Genomic DNA, 15,603 nt, shown 5'->3' with positions numbered 1-15,603 from the left:
CGGCTTTCGCGAAACGTCTGCCACCGCTACGGTGCGCCGCGATGGAGAGCATCCGACGCGAGGTCCCCAACGGTGTGGTCGAGGGAAGCTGCGATGCGCGCTTCCTTCCGGTGGTCGACGAGTTCGAGCGCAACTTCCGCGAGCGCGGCGAGATCGGCGCCTCGCTGTGCATCCACCACCAAGGCCGGACGGTCGTCGACGTCTGGGGCGGCATGGCGCGCCCGGCGGAGAACGTCCCGTGGACGCGCGACACGGTGTCGATCGTCTTCTCCTGCACGAAGGGCGCGACCGCGATCTGCGCGCACATGCTCGCGTCGCGGGGCTTGCTCGACATCGACGCCCCGGTCGCCGAGTACTGGCCGGAGTTCGCGCGCAACGGCAAGGAGAACGCGACCGTCCGGATGATGCTCGACCACTCCGTCGGCGTCCCGGTGTGCCGCACGCAGGTCCGCCCCGGCGGCTTCTACGACTGGGACTACATGACGGAGCTCCTCGCGAGCGAGGAGCCGTTCTGGAAGCCGGGCGTCCGCAACGGCTACCACATGGTGAATTTTGGCTGGACGGTGGGCGAGCTGGTGCGCCGCGTGTCCGGCCGCTCGCTCGGCACGTTCTTCCGCGAGGAGATCGCCCAGCCGCTCGGCCTCGACTTCTGGATCGGCCTGCCCGAGGAGCACGAGGCGCGCGTCGCGCCGATGATCCCGTTCGTGCCGCAGCCCGGTGAGCCGCTCGGCACCTTCGTCTCGACGCTGCTCGGCGACCCGCAGTCGATCCAGGCGCTGTCGCTGCTCAACACCGGCGGCTACGACCCGAACTGCCGCGACGCGCACGCCGCCGAGATCGGCGGCGCGGGCGGCATCTCGAACGCGCGCGGGCTCGCCGGCCTGTACGCGCCGCTCGCGAACGGCGGCGAGCTCGACGGCGTGCGCCTCGTCGACCGCCGTCAGCTCGCGCGCATGAGCCAGGTCGCGATGGCGACGCACGAGGACGCGACGCTGCTGCTGCCGACCCGCTTCGGGCTCGGCTTCATGAAGTCGATGGACAACCGCCGCCGGCCCTACGGCGACCGCGACAGCGTCATCCTGTCGGCGCCCGCGTTCGGCCACGTCGGCGCGGGCGGCAGCATCGGCTTCGCCGACCCAGAGGAGGGCCTCGCCTTCGGCTACTCGATGAACCGCATGGGGAACGGCCTGATGCTGAACGAGCGTGGCCAGTCGCTGGTCGACGCGACGTACCGCGTCCTCGGCTACGCCTCGAACGAGTCCGGCGTCTGGTGCCGGCACGCCTGAGCGCCCCGCCTGAGCGCCCCGCCCGAGGGAGCGCGCCGCACGGAGTCCGCGGCGCGCCTCCTTCTCCGATCCCGCGACACAGGGAGCCTCGTCCCGCCCGACCGACGCCCCTCACGGACCTTTCCCTCGCCACGATGAAACCAATCCCTTCTCTCGCCCTCCTCCTCGTGTGCGCGCTGTCGTCGCTCGGCCTCGCGCGCCACGTGTCTGCGGCTCCGTCGAGCGCTCTGACCTCGACGGCGTCCTCCGAAGCGAAGCAGGTCGCGCTCGCGCGCGACGGCGCGAGCGACTGGCACATCGAGCTCCGCTCGCCCGACGAGCGCGCGGTCGCGTTCGCCGCCGCGGAGCTCGCGACGTACGTCGAGAAGATCAGCGGTGCGCGCCTGCCGGTCGAGACCGAGCCGCGCGAGGGCGGTCCGCGGGTCGTGATCGGGCTGCGCCAGGACCTCTCGGAAGCGGACCGCGCGCTCCTTCCCGAGCCGAAGGAGGGACACGACGGCTACGCCGTACGCGTCGCGAGCGACGTCGACGGCGCGCCGCGCGTCGTGATCGGCGCCGACGCGCCGCGTGGCGCGGTCTACGCCGTCTACGACCTGCTCGAGCGGCTGGGCTGCCGCTTCCCGCACCCGACGCTCGATCCGGACGACCCCGAGGTCGTGCCGCAAACGGACGCCCCCGCGCTCGCAACCGGCGCGTGGGCGGTCGCGTCGCCGATGCGGTTCCGCACGCTCGCCTGGTTCGAGTGGCGCGTTCCGCGCAACGCACCGACCATCGCGACGACGCCGGAGGAGCTCGCGCGGCAGATCGATTGGGCGATGAAGGCCCGCTACAACGTCTTCGAGACGCCTGCGATCGAGTTCGAGCCGACGCACCCGCTCTACCGTGCGCTCGCACCCGCGAAGCAGCGCGGCATGCTGCTGCAAGCGCCGGGGCACAACTTCGAGCTCTTCCTCCCGCACGACGACGAGACCTTCGCGAAGCACCCCGAGTGGTTCGGGATGCTCAACGGCCGGCGCAGGCGGCACCAGACCTACGGTGCGCAGTTCTGCTGGAGCCATCCCGAAGCGCGCAAGCGGTTCGTCGACAACGTCGAGGCGTTCGTGCGCGCGCGTCCGGAGCTCGACGTGCTCATGCTCTCCGGCATCGACGGCGGCTCGTTCGCGCCGCCGTGCGAGTGCGCGCTGTGCCAGACGCGGCACCCGAGCGACGGCGCGATCCAGCTCGCGAACGAGGTCGTGGCGCGGCTGCGCGAGGTCGCGCCGCACGTCGTGGTCGAGACGCTCGGCGGCTACCAGTACAGCAACAAGCTGCCGAAGTGGACCTGGCCCGATCCTGCGCTGCGCGTGGAGTGGGCGCACTGGGGGCGCAACCTCTCGATGGCCTACGACAACCCCCGCTACGCGCGCCGCGAGCGGCTCGAGCTCTGGGCGCTGCTCTTCGGCGGTCGCCTCACCGCCTTCCAGTACTACAGCGACCTCTTCGCCACCCCGTGGCCTTCGCCGGCGGCGGCGCAGATCGGGGGCGATCGCACGCAGCTCATGGCGTTCGGGGTCGACGGCATGCTGAACCTGCTCTTCCCCGACGGCGCGTGGTGGCGTGCGACGCTGAACGGCTACGTCGCGGGACGCGCCTTCTACGACGCCACGCTCGACCCGCTCGCGCTGCTCGACGACTACGCGCGCACCTACCACGGGCCCGGCGCCGGCTCGCTGATGGCCGAGTACTACGCGGAGTGGGCGGCCGAGCCGGAGCTCGCCTACCGCACGCGCGACCGCGCGACGCGCGAATCGCGGGCGAAGCTCGCCGCGCAGCGCGCGCGCTTGATCGAGCCGGCGATCGAGGCGGCGAAGTCGGATCCGACGTACGCGTACCGGATGCGCAAGGTCGAGCGCGTGCACCGTCTCGCCGAGATGATGATGGACGCCGAGATCGCGCGGCACGAGGCGATCGCGCTGCGCGAGGCGGGCGCCGTGGAGCGTGCGCGGGCGCGTCTCGTCCGCGCGAGCAAGCGCACGGACCGCGCGGAGCGCTTCGCGCGTCGCCTCGTGGCGACGAGCCCGGGGCTGGTCGATCCTTCGATTGACGACGTCTTCGGGCGCTGGCGTCAGGGGATCCGACGCGAGCAGAAGCTGCTCGACGCGCCGCCCGAGAGCGCGCCCCAGCCGAGCTCGTCGCCCGAGAGCGCCTCCCGGCCGCCTTCGCAGGCGGCTGCCGCGGCTCGCTGAAGCGCAACTTCCTGTCTTGCAGGATTGCACGAGCGCGGCTGCTTTGGCGCTACGCTGCGTCAAAACACGACAAATCTTGCAGCAGCGCAAGGGCCATCGCCAATGAACGTATCGGTTTTGCCAGGGCGTGGCATCGAAAATTTGAAAATTTTGAAGATTCAGACTTGCGCGAGCGAATCGGTCTTCGGCAACCTTTCGCGGTCAGCAGTCCCACCGTTCGCCGTCTCACCTGGAGGGAAATCTTGCGAGGTTGCATGCCCATGCGGAGCCCGATCCGCCATCTTCTCCTGCGTCCTGCGGCACTCGTTGCCTGCCTCGGGATGCTCGCTGCGCCGTCCGCCGCCCGCGCCGACGTGCTGGGGACCTCAAGCACTACAGCGTCATCGTGCTCGATGACCTGTCGACCAGCTCCGACGTCGAAGGCCGCACGTTCGTCGGCGACGACATCGTCAGCACGTCGTCGGCGAACTTCGCGATCGCCATCTCGACGACAACGGGCGACGGCACGCTGGTCGTGGTCGACGACATCGTCGCCGGCTCGCCGCTCAACCTGAACGCCGGCAGCCTGAGGATCGGTGGCACGACCAACGGCCGCGTCGTCAATTACAACGGCGGCGGCTCGCTGATCCCCGATCCGAGCCTGAGCGTCGCGCCGGTGATCGCGACGCTCACCGCTGGATCGGCGGCTCTGGCCGCGATCCCGGCGAACAACGTCGCCACGATCCCGGCGGGTCAGCCGGGGCCGCTGCGCTTCACCGTGACGTCGACCGACGAGTGCGGCGTCGCGGTGTTCAACGTCTCCGCGGCCGAGGTGTTCGGGAACCCGAGCGTGCAGCAGATCGAGCTCGACCCGAACGGCGCCTCGACCATCCTGATCAACGTGTCGGGGACGAGCGTCAACTGGAGCCACGGCAACATGGTGGGCTCGTTCACCAACACGCACTGGCGCGCGCGCGTGCTGTGGAACTTCCACGAGGCGACGAGCCTGCAGCTCGGGTCGCGCAACATCATGGGTGCGGTGCTGGCGCCCTACGCGGCGGTCACGACGTCGGCCAACATCGACGGCAGCATCGCCGCGAGCTCGCTCACCACGACCGCGGAGGTGCACCTGCCGACGTTCGTCGGCGAGGTGTGCGGCGGCCCGACGCCGACGCCGACCGCGACGCCGACGCCGACTCCGATCGTCACGCCGACGCCCACCCCCGTCGTGACCCCGACGCCGACGCCGGTGGTGACGCCGACGCCCACGCCGGTCGTGACGCCGACTCCCACCCCGGTGGTGACGCCGACGCCGACCCCGGTCGTGACACCGACGCCAACGCCCACGCCGGTCGTGACGCCGACCCCAACGCCGACGGCAACTCCGACCTCGACCCCGACGGCCACGGCGACGCCGTTCGTGCCGCCGACGCCGACGCCCACGGTCGCGCCGCCGCCGCAGCCGCCGGCCGAGATCTGCCACCACAACTGCCCCGACACGCTGAAGTTCGGGAAGAAGGGCAAGCTCGGTCAGCTCGTCGTGCGCACCGCGTTCCCGGTCGGCACGGAGATCGACCCGCTGAACGAGGCGTTCAGCATCGTGCTGAGCAACGCCAACGGCCCGGTGTACGTCGGCGAGCTGCAGCCCGGCGACTTCGTCAAGAAAGGAAAGAAGTTCCGCTTCCTCGACAAGGGCGCGCGCAAGGGCGCGGGCATCCGTGACGGTCTCGCCAAGGTCGAGATCAGCGAGGTGCCGAAGGTCGGCGGCTGGCGCGTCAACCTGCAGGCGTTCGCCGACCTCGACGCCGCGACGCTCGCCGAGATGACCCTCGAGGTGTGGCTCGGCGACGACGCCATCGCCCGCACGGACGTCTGGATCAAGAAGGCGTTCGGCTGGCAGAACAACCACCGCTGAGCGCGTGACGCGCGGGACGGCCCGAGCGGGCCGTCCCGCGTCACGAGCCGCGGTGCTTCGTGCGGCGCGTCGCCGGACGTCGCCCTCGGCCGAGAACGCCGGGTGGGGAGGAGCGCCCGGCGACGCGCACGTCAAGCAACGCGAATCACGTAGAGCATGCTGCCGCTGTCCTTGCCGGACAGGTAGCCGTCGACGCTCGACGTCTGGCCGGGCAGCGGCACCGGGCTCGCGGGCACGACGGTGCGCGCGCGGAACGGCGCGAAGTGCACCCGCACGCCGTTCAGCGCCTCGCAGGCGGCACCCGTCCACTGATTGGTCGCCTCGATCAGGAAGAAGCGGAAGCCGAGCTCGCGGTAGCGCTCCGCGGTCGCGGCGAGGAGCTCGAAGGTGTCGTTCTTCGCGAGCGCGTCCGAGCGCGCGATCATGAAGTGGTGGCCGACGAGCCCGCGCTCGTAGGCGTCGCGGAAGGCGCGATCGCGTGACAGCGCCGCGACGCCTTCCGCGTCCTGCGCCGACAGCAGCTCGACGATCGGCGCCGCGAAGCCGAGCGTCGCGTCGAGGAACGGGTCGCCGCTGCGCAGCTCCGCGTCCGCGCCGTGCGGCGCGAGCGTCTCGTTGATCGCGCCGCCGACCACCGCGCCGTGCTCGTCGACCAGCACGAGCGACTGCGCGAGCGCGTCCTCCTTGGTGCGGATCGCGCCGCGCGGGCTCGTCGGATCGGTGAGGATCAGCAGGCGGATGAACCAGTAGAGCAGGCGCTCCGTCGTCCAGGCACCGAAGGCCTCGGCGCCGAACGCGTCCTCGTGGCGCGCGCTCGCGAGCTCCGCGGGCGGCTCGCTCGCCGGACGCAGGTAGCGGCACTGCGGCTCGCGGTGCGCGAACGACTCGGCGACGACGCGCGCCATCTCGAGCGTGCGCTCCGTCGGCAAGTCGCCGATCACGTGCGTGGCGTGAAGTCGGCTGCGGTGCGGCGCGACGCGCTCGAAGTCGGCGAGCGGCAACCGATCGGGCAGCGGCTGCACGCCGTGGCGCGCGACGTCGGCCGCCGTCGGGTAGCTGCACCAGGGCAGCGGCCGCGCCTCGGCGGCGCGCGGCGTGAAGGTGTTCACGGTCGTCATCGTCTTCCTCCCGTGCGCCGCCGTGATGGGGCTCGGCGCTCATCGAGGAAGGCGTGAGTCGCGCCCTCACGCTGTGAGGGATCGTCCCTACCGAACGCGCGCGCAGGACGAGAGCTGCGCCGCCCGTCGTGGAAGCGAAACGCTAGCGGCGCGGCCGCCGTGGGCCGCGTGGCGGGTCGCTCACCGCGTCGAGGTGCGTGCGCGCGCGGGCGAGCGTCTCGGCGATGCGCTCGCGCGTGCCGGCGCCGGGAAGCGGCGCCTCGGCCGCGATCGGTGCGGCGATCGGTGCAGTGCTGGTAGCCGCGCTCGCGCCGGGTGCGATCGCGTCGGCGACGCCGACGAGCCAGGTCGCGACGGCGCGCAGCGCGTCGGCGAGCGACGCGCGCCCGCAGTCGAGGAGCGCCAGCGGCGAGAGCCGGTCGAGAAGCGAGGGCATCGCGCCCAGGCTAGCGCGCCGCGGCCGTGGACTCGACTTCGCCGCTCGGTCGTAATGCACGACCATGATCGACGTGCACTACTGGCCGACGCCGAACGGCAAGAAGGTCACGATCCTGCTCGAGGAGCTCGGCATCCCCTATCGGGTCGTGCCCTGCCGGATCGGCGAGGGCGATCAGTTCAAGGAGGAGTTCCTCAAGATCTCGCCGAACAACCGCATGCCGGCGATCGTCGACCACGAGCCCGAGGACGGCGGTCCGCCGATCTCGGTCTTCGAGTCCGGCGCGATCATGATGTACCTCGCGCGCAAGGCCGGACGCTTCTACCCGCAGGACGTGCGCCGCCGCGTCGAGGTCGAGCAGTGGGTGATGTGGCAGATGGCCAACCAGGGCCCGAAGAGCGGCGAGTGCGGTCACTTCCGCCGCCTCGGCCCGGAGCACGGCGACCAGTCGTACGCCATCCGCCGCTTCACCGACGAGGTGAACCGCCTCTTCGGCGTGATGAACAACCGCCTCTGGGACCGCCGCTACCTGGCCGGCGACGAGTACACGATCGCCGACATGATCTCGTATCCGTGGGCGGTCGGCTGGAAGGGCTTCGGGCAGGACATCGAGGAGTTCCCGTACGTCAAGCGCTGGCTCGACGAGCTCTCGGCGCGTCCCGCCGTGCAGCGCGGCATGGCGGTCGGCGCGGACTGGAGCACGGACGTCTCGAAGCTCTCGCCCGAGGAGCGCGAGCGCGTGCGCAAGCTGCTCTACAACCAGCGCGCGCGCCCGGCGCCCCCGGGCGGGCTGCTGTAGGTCGCTCGGCCTAGCTGCCCAAGCGCGGCGCCGCCGGACGCTGCAGTAGCCGCTCGACGTACGCCTCGAGCTTCGGGCGCTCGGGCGTCTGGTCCCAGAGCCGCTTCCAGATGAACATCGAGCCGATCAGCAGGTCGGCCGCGGTGAACCAGTCGCCGAACAGGAACGGCCCCTCGCCGAGCTCGCGCTCGACCACGTCCTTCGCGGTCTCGAGGTCGGTCCAGCCGCGCTGCGGCGGCGTCTCGACGCCGAGCATGCGGTCGACCATCGCGGGCTCGAGCTGCGCCACCGCGTAGACCATCAGCGACAGCCAGCGGCCGCGCCGCGGGTCGTCGAGCGTCGGCGCGAGCTTCGCCTGCGGAAACTTGTCGGCGAGGTACATGACGATCGCGCCGTTCTCGAAGAGCCGCGCCTCGCCGTCGACCAGCGCCGGGATCTTGCCCGCCGGGTTGATGGCGAGGAACTCGGGCGTCTTGTGCTCGCGCTTCTGCAGGTCGATCGTCACCAGCTCGTAGTCCGCGCCGCACTCGTCGAGCATCCACTTCGCGACCACGGCGCGGCTGTGTGGGTTGAAGTACAGCTTCATCGCTTCCTCCTCCGGCGCACGACCCACGGCCGCACCCGACCGATGCCCTGCAGCTGGACCGGCCGCAGGTGGCGGAGCTCGAAGCGCGGGTCGTCGCGCAGCGACTCGCCGAGCGCTTCGCCGGCGAGCACGGTGTTGGGACGCGCGATGTTCGCGAGCCGGCTCGCGAGGTTCACCGTCGGCCCGTAGAGGTCGCCTTCCCACGCGAGCGTCGGACCGCTCGCGAGTCCGACGCGCACGCCGGGCAGCTCCGGCTCCGCGTGGTACGCCTCGGCGAGCGACAGCGCGATCTCCGCGGCGACACCTTCCTCGTCGCTCGCGAACATCACCCCGTCGCCGATCATCTTGACGATGCGTCCGCCGTGCTCGGGGATGTGCTCGTAGGCGACGGCCTCGAAGCGGTCGACGATGCGCGCGAGCTCGCGGGTCTCGATCGCCTGGCTGAGCGAGGTGAAGCCGACGAGGTCCGCGAAGCCGACCGCGAGCGGCACGTCGGTGGCGGTCGGCGTCGCGAGGCGCGAGCGCAGCGCCGCGAGCAGGTGGCGTCGCCAGACGTAGCCGAGGAACTGCTCGAGCGCGGGGGCGAGCGTGGTCGCGCGCTGCAGCGGATCGGCCGGTGCGCGCCCGCTCCGCTCCCGGCGCTCGCGCTGCAGGCGCTCCATCACCGCCGACACCTGCGCCTCGGCGACCCGCTGCAGCGCCTGTCCGATCACGCGCGTCACCTGCACGACGTCGTCCGGGTGCACGCCGTCGGCCTCGATCAGCGTGCGCACCGCGCGCAGCACCTCGACGTCGACGCGCGTGAAGACGCGCTCCTCCTCGCCGACCGGCGGGAAGCCGAGGGCGCGCCAGAGCTTGCGGCTCTCCGCGAGATCGAGGCCGGTCTCGCGCGCGACGTCGAGAGCGGTCAGCTCGGGCTTGCCGAGCAGCAGATCGGCGAGCGGGCCGAGCGGATCGTGCGCATCCATGATCGGCTCACGTCATCTCTTCCGGCACCGTGCTCCACGTTTCCGGATCGTGCCCGAAGACGATGCGTGCGCCGGCGTCGCGCAGCGCGCGCAGGCGGCGCACGGAGGCGAGCGCGGCGTCGCGGTCGAAGGAGAGCGAGGGCAGGTGCTCGTGCTCGAGCGTGCGTCGCAGGTAGCAGGCGTCGGCGGTGAGCACGACCTCGCCCGAGTCGAGGCGCACGCGCAGCGACTGGTGACCGGGCGTGTGGCCGTGAGTCGGCAGGCAGACGACGCGCCCGTCGCCGAAGAGATCGTGCTCGCCATCGACCAGTAGCACGTCGTGGCCGTGGTCGAAGTCCGCCTTGGCGAAGGTCAGCGAGGCGGCGAGGTCCGGGTCGTGACCCGCTTCCCACTCGCGGCGCTGTACGACCAGGCGCGCGTTCGGGATCGTCGAGAGTCCGCCCGCGTGGTCGAAGTGCAGGTGCGAGAGCACGACGTGGTCGATGCGCTGCGGGTCGAGGTCGCGCGCCGCGAGCCGCGCTGCGACCTCCTCGCCGGGCGCGAACTCGACCTCGAAGACGTCGGCGAGAAAGCCGAGCCGCGCCCGCGCGTCGCGCTGCACGTCGGGGTGGAGGCCGGTGTCGAACAGCACGGTGCCGCGCGGGTGCTCGATCAGGAACGTCGGCACCGGCACGCGCAGGCGCCCGTGCTCGCCGTCGAGAAAGAGCCCGGTCGGGCCGGTCAGCCAGCCGCAGGTGAAAGCGAGCAGTCGCACGCGCGTCCCCCCATGCCGCTCTCGCTGCGAGCGGGCGTTCAGTCGTAACAGAGCCTGCCACCTCAGGGGAGCGGGGCGTCGAGCCGCTGTCGTCGCGGGCGCCGCAAAGGTGGCCGCCCTCTCGAGCGTGTGCGATGGCACGACCCGCCGCCTGCGTCGTGCCGCACGCGCCGCGCGGCGCGCGCGTCAAACCAGCGCCAGCATGACCGCGCCCGCGAGCAGCACCGCTGCGGTCGCCGTCGCGATGCGCAGCTTGAACCCGGTCGACCCCAGCACCAGCACGAACGCGCACTTGGTGAGCGTGTTGCTGAACGTCGCGACCGTGATCGCCTGCGCGGCGAGCGTCGGATCGCCGCCGCGGCTCGCGAGCGACGCCATCGACAGCGTGATCGCGTCGACGTCCGACAAGCCGGCGAGCGCCGCGACCGCGAGCTCGCCGCGTCCGGGCGCGTAGCGCTGCACGAGCGCGACGGCGAGCATCACCACCGCGAAGAAGGCCGCGAAGCGGATCGCGGCGGTCAGGCTGAACGGGTTGCGCAGCAGCACCTCGGTGCCGTCGCGCGTCGCGCCGGAGCTGCGGCGATAGAAGAGGAACGCGGCGCCCGCGGCGACGATCAGCATCGCGACCTGTGGCGCCGCGACTTGCGGCAGCAGGGCAGGGTGCACGACCGCGACCTCCACCAGCACGCGCCCGAACATCATCATCCACGCGAGCAGGATGCCGGCGGTCAGCGCGTCGAGGTGGGTGCGATCGTCGAGCTCGCGGCTGCGGCGCGCGAAGCTCAGCGTCACCGCCGTCGACGACGCGAGCCCGCCGAAGAACCCGGTGAGCGCCGTGCCGCGTCCGGTGCCGAGCACGCGCACGGCGACGTAGCCGAGCAGCGACAGCCCCGAGATCAGCACCACCAGCAGCCACAGGTGGTACGGGTTCAGCGCGCCCCACGGGTCGAGCGCCTCGTTGGGCAGCAGCGGCAGGACGATGAAGCTCGCGATCAGCAGCTTCAGCCCCGCGTACAGGTCCTCGAGGTCGAGCTTGCCGATGAAGCCGTGGATCGGCTGCTTGAAGGCGAGCAGCGCCGCGGTGAGGATGCCGAGCGCGCCGGCGAGCTGCGGAAAGCCGAACAGCGCCGCCCCACCGAGCAGCGTGGTGACGAGCGCCGCGGCCTCGGTGGTGAGGCCGATGTCCGCGTCGCCGCGCGTCGCGTGCGCGACCACCGACGCGGCGATGACGAGCGTGACGCCGAGCACCGCGAGCGCGAACGGCCACGGGCTCGCGAGCTCGCGCGAGACCCAGGCGGCGAGCGCGCCCACCTGGCTGAACAGGATGAAGGTGCGGATGCCGCCGACCTCGCCGACGCCCTCGTCGTGCTTGCGCTTCTCGCGCTCGATGCCGATGAGCGCGCCGATCAGCAGCGCGATCGCGAAGTCGCGCGCGGCGTGCGGGTCGAGGACGAGGCCTTCCTGCATGGGCGCGCGAGTCTAGCGTGAATGTGCGTAAGCGAGCAGGCGCGCGACGGCATTCCGCCGCGCCGCGCGGGCAGGCCATCGTGCGGCGCTCGCCCGCGGCCGCGCAGCGCGCACCGAGTCCCGCGCCGCGCGCGAACGCGCGAGCCGCGGTCGATCGGCGTCGCGCGTCAGCGCGCCATGAGCTGGTACGGTCCGCCCTTCTCGAGCGCGCGCTTGTACGCCGGACGCGCGTGCAGGGCGTCGAGGTAGCGGCGCAGCTCCGCGTGTCCCGCGAGACGTCCGCCGGCGTCCGCCGCCTCGAGCGGGAAGCTGACCATCACGTCGGCGCCGGTGAGGTCGTTGCCGACGAGGAAGCTCCGGCCGCGCACCGCATCCTCGATGTAGGACAGGTGCTTCGTGATCTCGCCGTCGATGTAGGGCTTCAGCGGTGCGGCGCCGTCGCCGAGCATGCCCGCGTAGAGCGCGAGCAGCAGCGGCACCATCGCCGAGCCCTCGGCGTAGTGCATCCACTGGACGTACTGTACGTGCTCCGGCGTGCCGGGTGTGGGACGCAGGCGTCCGCCGCCGTACGTGTCGAGCAGGTACTCGACGATCGCGCCGGACTCGGCGACCGTGACGCCGTCGTCGGTCACCACCGGCGACTTGCCGAGCGGGTGCACTTCCTTGAGCTCCGGCGGCGCGAGCGGCAGCGGCTCCATCCGCTTGTAGTGCTTGATCTCGTACGGCACGCCGAGCTCCTCGAGAAGCCAGAGGATGCGCTGCGAGCGGGAGTTGTTGAGGTGGTGAACCGTCAGCATGGCGCCCTCCTGTGCGGATCCTTCCGATCGCGCGAGGAAACACCGCTGCGCGACCCAAAGGAAGAGCGTCGCTCACGCCGTGCCGCGCATGCGCGCGAGGAAGCCCTCGGCGAGCGCCTCGTAGAGCGCCGTGCGGCACACGAGCCGCGACGCCTCGTAGGCGAGGATCGCGGCGACGAGCAGCGGCAGCGTGAAGAAGCGCGCCGACGTCATCTCGACCAGGATCACCGCCGACGTGATCGGGCTCTGCACGACGCCGCAGAAGAACGACACCATGAAGAGCAGCACGGTCTCCTGGCGGTCGAGCACGGACACGAACGGCGCCGCGAGCTGACCGAGCGCCGCACCGGTCGTGAGGCTCGGGTCGAAGAGCCCGCCCGGGATCGCGCTCACCAGCGTCAAGAAGCTCGCCGCGGCGTGCGTCGGCAGGAACCACCACGGCATGTCCTCGCCGCGCATCAGGATGCGCTCCGCTTCGGGGTAGCCGCTGCCGTAGGACATGCCGTTCGACGCGAGCCCGAGCGCGCCGAGCCCGAGGCCCAGCGCGAGCGCCCAGAGGAGCGGTCGCGCGCGGTAGAGGCGTCCGTAGCGCGGCGACACCCACACCAGCGCCTGCGAGAAGGCGCCGCCCAGGAAGCCGCCGACGACGCCGATCACCGGCACCCACAGCCACTCCTCGAGCGTCGTGAGCGACGCCTCGACGCGGCCGTAGAACAGGTAGTCGCCGAAGACGACGATCGACACCAGGCAGGCGACGATCGCAGTGCGCACGATGACGCTCGCGTTCGCCTTCTCGAACGAGCGCCCGATCTCCTCGAACGCGAACATCACGCCCGCGACCGGCGCGTTGAACGCGGCCGCGATGCCGGCCGCGCCGCCGGCGAGGATCAGCCCGCGGTCGAGCAGGTGGCGCGGGAACGCGGCGAAGCGGCGCGCGAGGTACATGAAGCACGCGCCGACGTGCACCGACGGTCCCTCGCGTCCGATCGTCGGACCGAGCCCGAGCGCGAGCACGAGCAGGATCATCTTGCCGATCGCGACGCGCAGCGACAGCACGTGCGCGCGCGCCGCCTCGTCCTTCGACTTGAGCGCCGCGATCGCCTGCGGGATGCCGGTGCCGTCGGTGCCGGGGAAGAGGTGGTCGCGCAGCTGGCAGAGCACGACCATCCCGAGCGACACCATCGCGAACGGGATCCACGGCGAGACCGCGTGCAGGCGGTCGATCAGCTCGGCGCCCCACGAGTCCGCGAAGTGGAAGAGCAGGGCGCCGCCGCCGGAGAGCAGCGCCGCGACGAGCCACACGACGTGACGCCGCCAGGCGGCGAGCGAGAAGATCGTCTCGCGCCACCCGGCGAAGCCCGGGGGCAGCTCGTCCGTCTCGTCGCCCGCGGCGAGCGCCGCCGGCCGCTCCTCCTTCTCCTCCCCCGCGTCCCGCGCGCGCGGACGGTCACTCCCCATGCTCAGCGACGACGAAGCTTGCGATAGAGCCGGATCAGCGCGTTGGTCGAGCTGTCGTGGTCGAGCTTGGGCTCGGTCTTCGACTCGAGCTGCGGCACGATCCGGTTCGCCAGCACCTTGCCGAGCTCGACGCCCCACTGATCGAACGAGTTGATGTTCCAGATCCAGCCCTGCGTGAACACCTTGTGCTCGTACATCGCGACGAGCTGACCGAGCACGTGCGGCGTGAGCTCGCGCTTGACGAGGATCGTGTTGGTCGGGTGATTGCCGCGGAAGGTGCGGTGCGGCACCTGGAACGCCGGCACGCCCTCCGCCTCGACCTCCTTTGCGGTCTTGCCGAAGGCGAGCGCCTCGGTCTGCGCGAAGAAGTTCGCCATCAGGAGGTCGTGGTGGCGCCCGACGTCGTTGTTCGGCTTCGCGAAGCCGATGAAGTCGGCCGGAATCAGCTTCGTGCCCTGGTGGATGAGCTGGTAGTACGCGTGCTGCCCGTTCGTGCCCGGCGTGCCCCAGACGATCGGACCGGTCTGGTAGTCGGTGATCGGCCGTCCGTGCCGGTCGACCGACTTGCCGTTGCTCTCCATGTCGAGCTGCTCGACGTACATCGAGAGCCGGCTCAGGTACTGGCTGTAGGGCAGGATCGCGACCGTCTCGGCGCCGAAGAAGTCGTTGTACCAGAGGCCGATCAGGCCGAGCGTCATCGGCAGGTTCTTCTCGGGCGGCGCGGTGCGGAAGTGCTCGTCGATGACGCGGAAGCCCGCGAGCATGTCGCGGAAGTGGTCGGGGCCGATCGCGATCATCAGCGAGAGCCCGATCGCCGAGTCGTAGCTGTAGCGCCCGCCGACCCAGTCCCAGAACTCGAACATGTTGTCGGTGTCGATGCCAAACTTGGCGACTTCTTGCGCGTTGGTCGACACCGCGACGAAGTGCTTGGCGATCGCCTTCTCGTCCCGCAGCCGCTGGAGCGCCCACTTGCGCGCGGTGTGCGCGTTGGTCAGCGTCTCGAGCGTGGTGAAGGTCTTCGACGAGATGATGAACAGCGTCTCCTCGGCGTCGAAGTCGCGCACCGCCTCGACGAAGTCCGTGCCGTCGACGTTCGACACGAAGCGGAACTGCATGTCGCGTCGGCTGAACTGCTTGAGCGCCTCGTAGGCCATGGCCGGGCCGAGGTCCGAGCCGCCGATGCCGATGTTGACGACGTTGCGGATGCGCTTGCCGGTGTGGCCCTTCCACGCCCCGCTGCGCACGCGCTCCGAGAAGCGCGCCATCTTGTCGAGCACCGCGTGCACCGCCGGCACGACGTTCTGGCCGTCGACCTCGATCACCGCGTTGCGCGGCGCGCGCAGCGCGACGTGCAGCACGGCGCGGTTCTCGGTGACGTTGATCTTCTCGCCGCGGAACATCGCGGCGATGCCGTCACGGACGCGGGCGCGCTCGGCGAGCGCGCGCAGGAGCTTCAGCGTCTCGTCGGTGATCAGGTTCTTCGAGAAGTCGTAGTAGAGGTCGCCCGCCTCGAGGACGAAGCGGGTGCCGCGGCGCGGATCCTCGGCGAAGAGCTCGCGCAGGTGCAGCCGCTCGATCCTTCTCTTGTGGCGCTCGAGCGCCTTCCACTCGGGCCAGCTCGTCGGCCGCGGCGGTGCCTGCTCGCGCCGCGCCGCCGTGCGCTTCGACGCCGCGCGCTTCGACGCCTTGCGCGTCGATGCGCCGCGCGACGGTGCGACGCTCTTGCGGGGCGGCTTCTTCGCCTGCGGCTTGCGCGTCCCGGCCTGCTTGCCTCTCGTCGCCATCGCTCGCCCCTCCCCGTGCCACCTCGTGGCG

13 protein-coding genes are annotated in these 15,603 nt (G+C 71.4%); 4 read left to right on the top strand and 9 right to left on the bottom strand.

The features are described 5' to 3' along the window. Positions 1–41: 41 nt before the first annotated feature. From VIS07_11780 to VIS07_11770, 3 genes are all read left to right on the top strand, one after another. On the top strand, positions 42–1,286 hold the full coding sequence (locus VIS07_11780) for a serine hydrolase domain-containing protein (protein HEY8516184.1): 1,245 nt from the start codon (positions 42–44) through the stop codon (positions 1,284–1,286). A gap of 134 nt (positions 1,287–1,420) precedes the next feature. Further along, positions 1,421–3,511 (top strand): DUF4838 domain-containing protein, encoded by a 2,091-nt coding sequence (locus VIS07_11775; protein HEY8516183.1) that lies wholly within the window; start codon positions 1,421–1,423, stop codon positions 3,509–3,511. Between the two features lie 250 nt (positions 3,512–3,761). Beyond that, positions 3,762–5,405, top strand: coding sequence for a choice-of-anchor A family protein (locus VIS07_11770; GenBank protein HEY8516182.1), 1,644 nt, complete (start codon positions 3,762–3,764; stop codon positions 5,403–5,405). 131 nt (positions 5,406–5,536) lie between these two features. Here VIS07_11770 and VIS07_11765 read toward each other — a convergent pair whose 3' ends face one another. Beyond that, on the bottom strand, positions 5,537–6,523 hold the full coding sequence (locus VIS07_11765; GenBank protein HEY8516181.1) for a hypothetical protein: 987 nt from the start codon (positions 6,521–6,523) through the stop codon (positions 5,537–5,539). 142 nt (positions 6,524–6,665) lie between these two features. Then, positions 6,666–6,959, bottom strand: coding sequence for a hypothetical protein (locus tag VIS07_11760; protein HEY8516180.1), 294 nt, complete (start codon positions 6,957–6,959; stop codon positions 6,666–6,668). Between the two features lie 64 nt (positions 6,960–7,023). Here VIS07_11760 and VIS07_11755 point away from each other — a divergent pair, with 64 nt between their 5' ends. Beyond that, positions 7,024–7,758 carry a glutathione S-transferase N-terminal domain-containing protein gene (locus VIS07_11755; GenBank protein ID HEY8516179.1) on the top strand — a complete coding sequence of 245 codons (735 nt, stop codon included), beginning with the start codon at positions 7,024–7,026 and terminating at the stop codon, positions 7,756–7,758. 10 nt (positions 7,759–7,768) lie between these two features. Here the strand turns inward: VIS07_11755 and VIS07_11750 are convergent, their stop codons facing one another. From VIS07_11750 to pgi, 7 genes are all read right to left on the bottom strand, one after another. Then, entirely contained in the window at positions 7,769–8,344 is a 576-nt protein-coding gene (locus VIS07_11750; protein HEY8516178.1) for a glutathione S-transferase family protein, read from the bottom strand. Next, positions 8,341–9,312, bottom strand: a complete 972-nt coding sequence (locus VIS07_11745; protein ID HEY8516177.1) for an adenylate cyclase regulatory domain-containing protein — start codon at positions 9,310–9,312, stop codon at positions 8,341–8,343. The genes VIS07_11750 and VIS07_11745 overlap by 4 nt, the downstream gene beginning before the upstream one ends. Before the next feature lie 7 nt (positions 9,313–9,319). After that, complete coding sequence (locus tag VIS07_11740; GenBank protein HEY8516176.1) at positions 9,320–10,066, bottom strand: N-acyl homoserine lactonase family protein; 747 nt, start codon at positions 10,064–10,066, stop codon at positions 9,320–9,322. A gap of 186 nt (positions 10,067–10,252) precedes the next feature. After that, a complete protein-coding gene (locus VIS07_11735; protein ID HEY8516175.1) occupies positions 10,253–11,533 on the bottom strand; it encodes an MgtC/SapB family protein in 1,281 nt (426 codons plus the stop codon). Between the two features lie 167 nt (positions 11,534–11,700). Then, entirely contained in the window at positions 11,701–12,330 is a 630-nt protein-coding gene (locus VIS07_11730; GenBank protein ID HEY8516174.1) for a glutathione S-transferase, read from the bottom strand. A gap of 72 nt (positions 12,331–12,402) precedes the next feature. Next, positions 12,403–13,788 (bottom strand): chloride channel protein, encoded by a 1,386-nt coding sequence (locus VIS07_11725; protein ID HEY8516173.1) that lies wholly within the window; start codon positions 13,786–13,788, stop codon positions 12,403–12,405. Between the two features lie 2 nt (positions 13,789–13,790). Further along, positions 13,791–15,572 (bottom strand): glucose-6-phosphate isomerase, encoded by a 1,782-nt coding sequence (gene pgi, locus VIS07_11720; protein ID HEY8516172.1) that lies wholly within the window; start codon positions 15,570–15,572, stop codon positions 13,791–13,793. Positions 15,573–15,603: the final 31 nt, after the last annotated feature.

It is taken from the genome of Candidatus Binatia bacterium, from assembly GCA_036563615.1.
In the GTDB taxonomy this organism is placed as follows: domain Bacteria; phylum Desulfobacterota; class Binatia; order UBA12015; family UBA12015; genus DATCMB01.
This window is presented reverse-complemented; position numbering and strand designations above follow the sequence as displayed.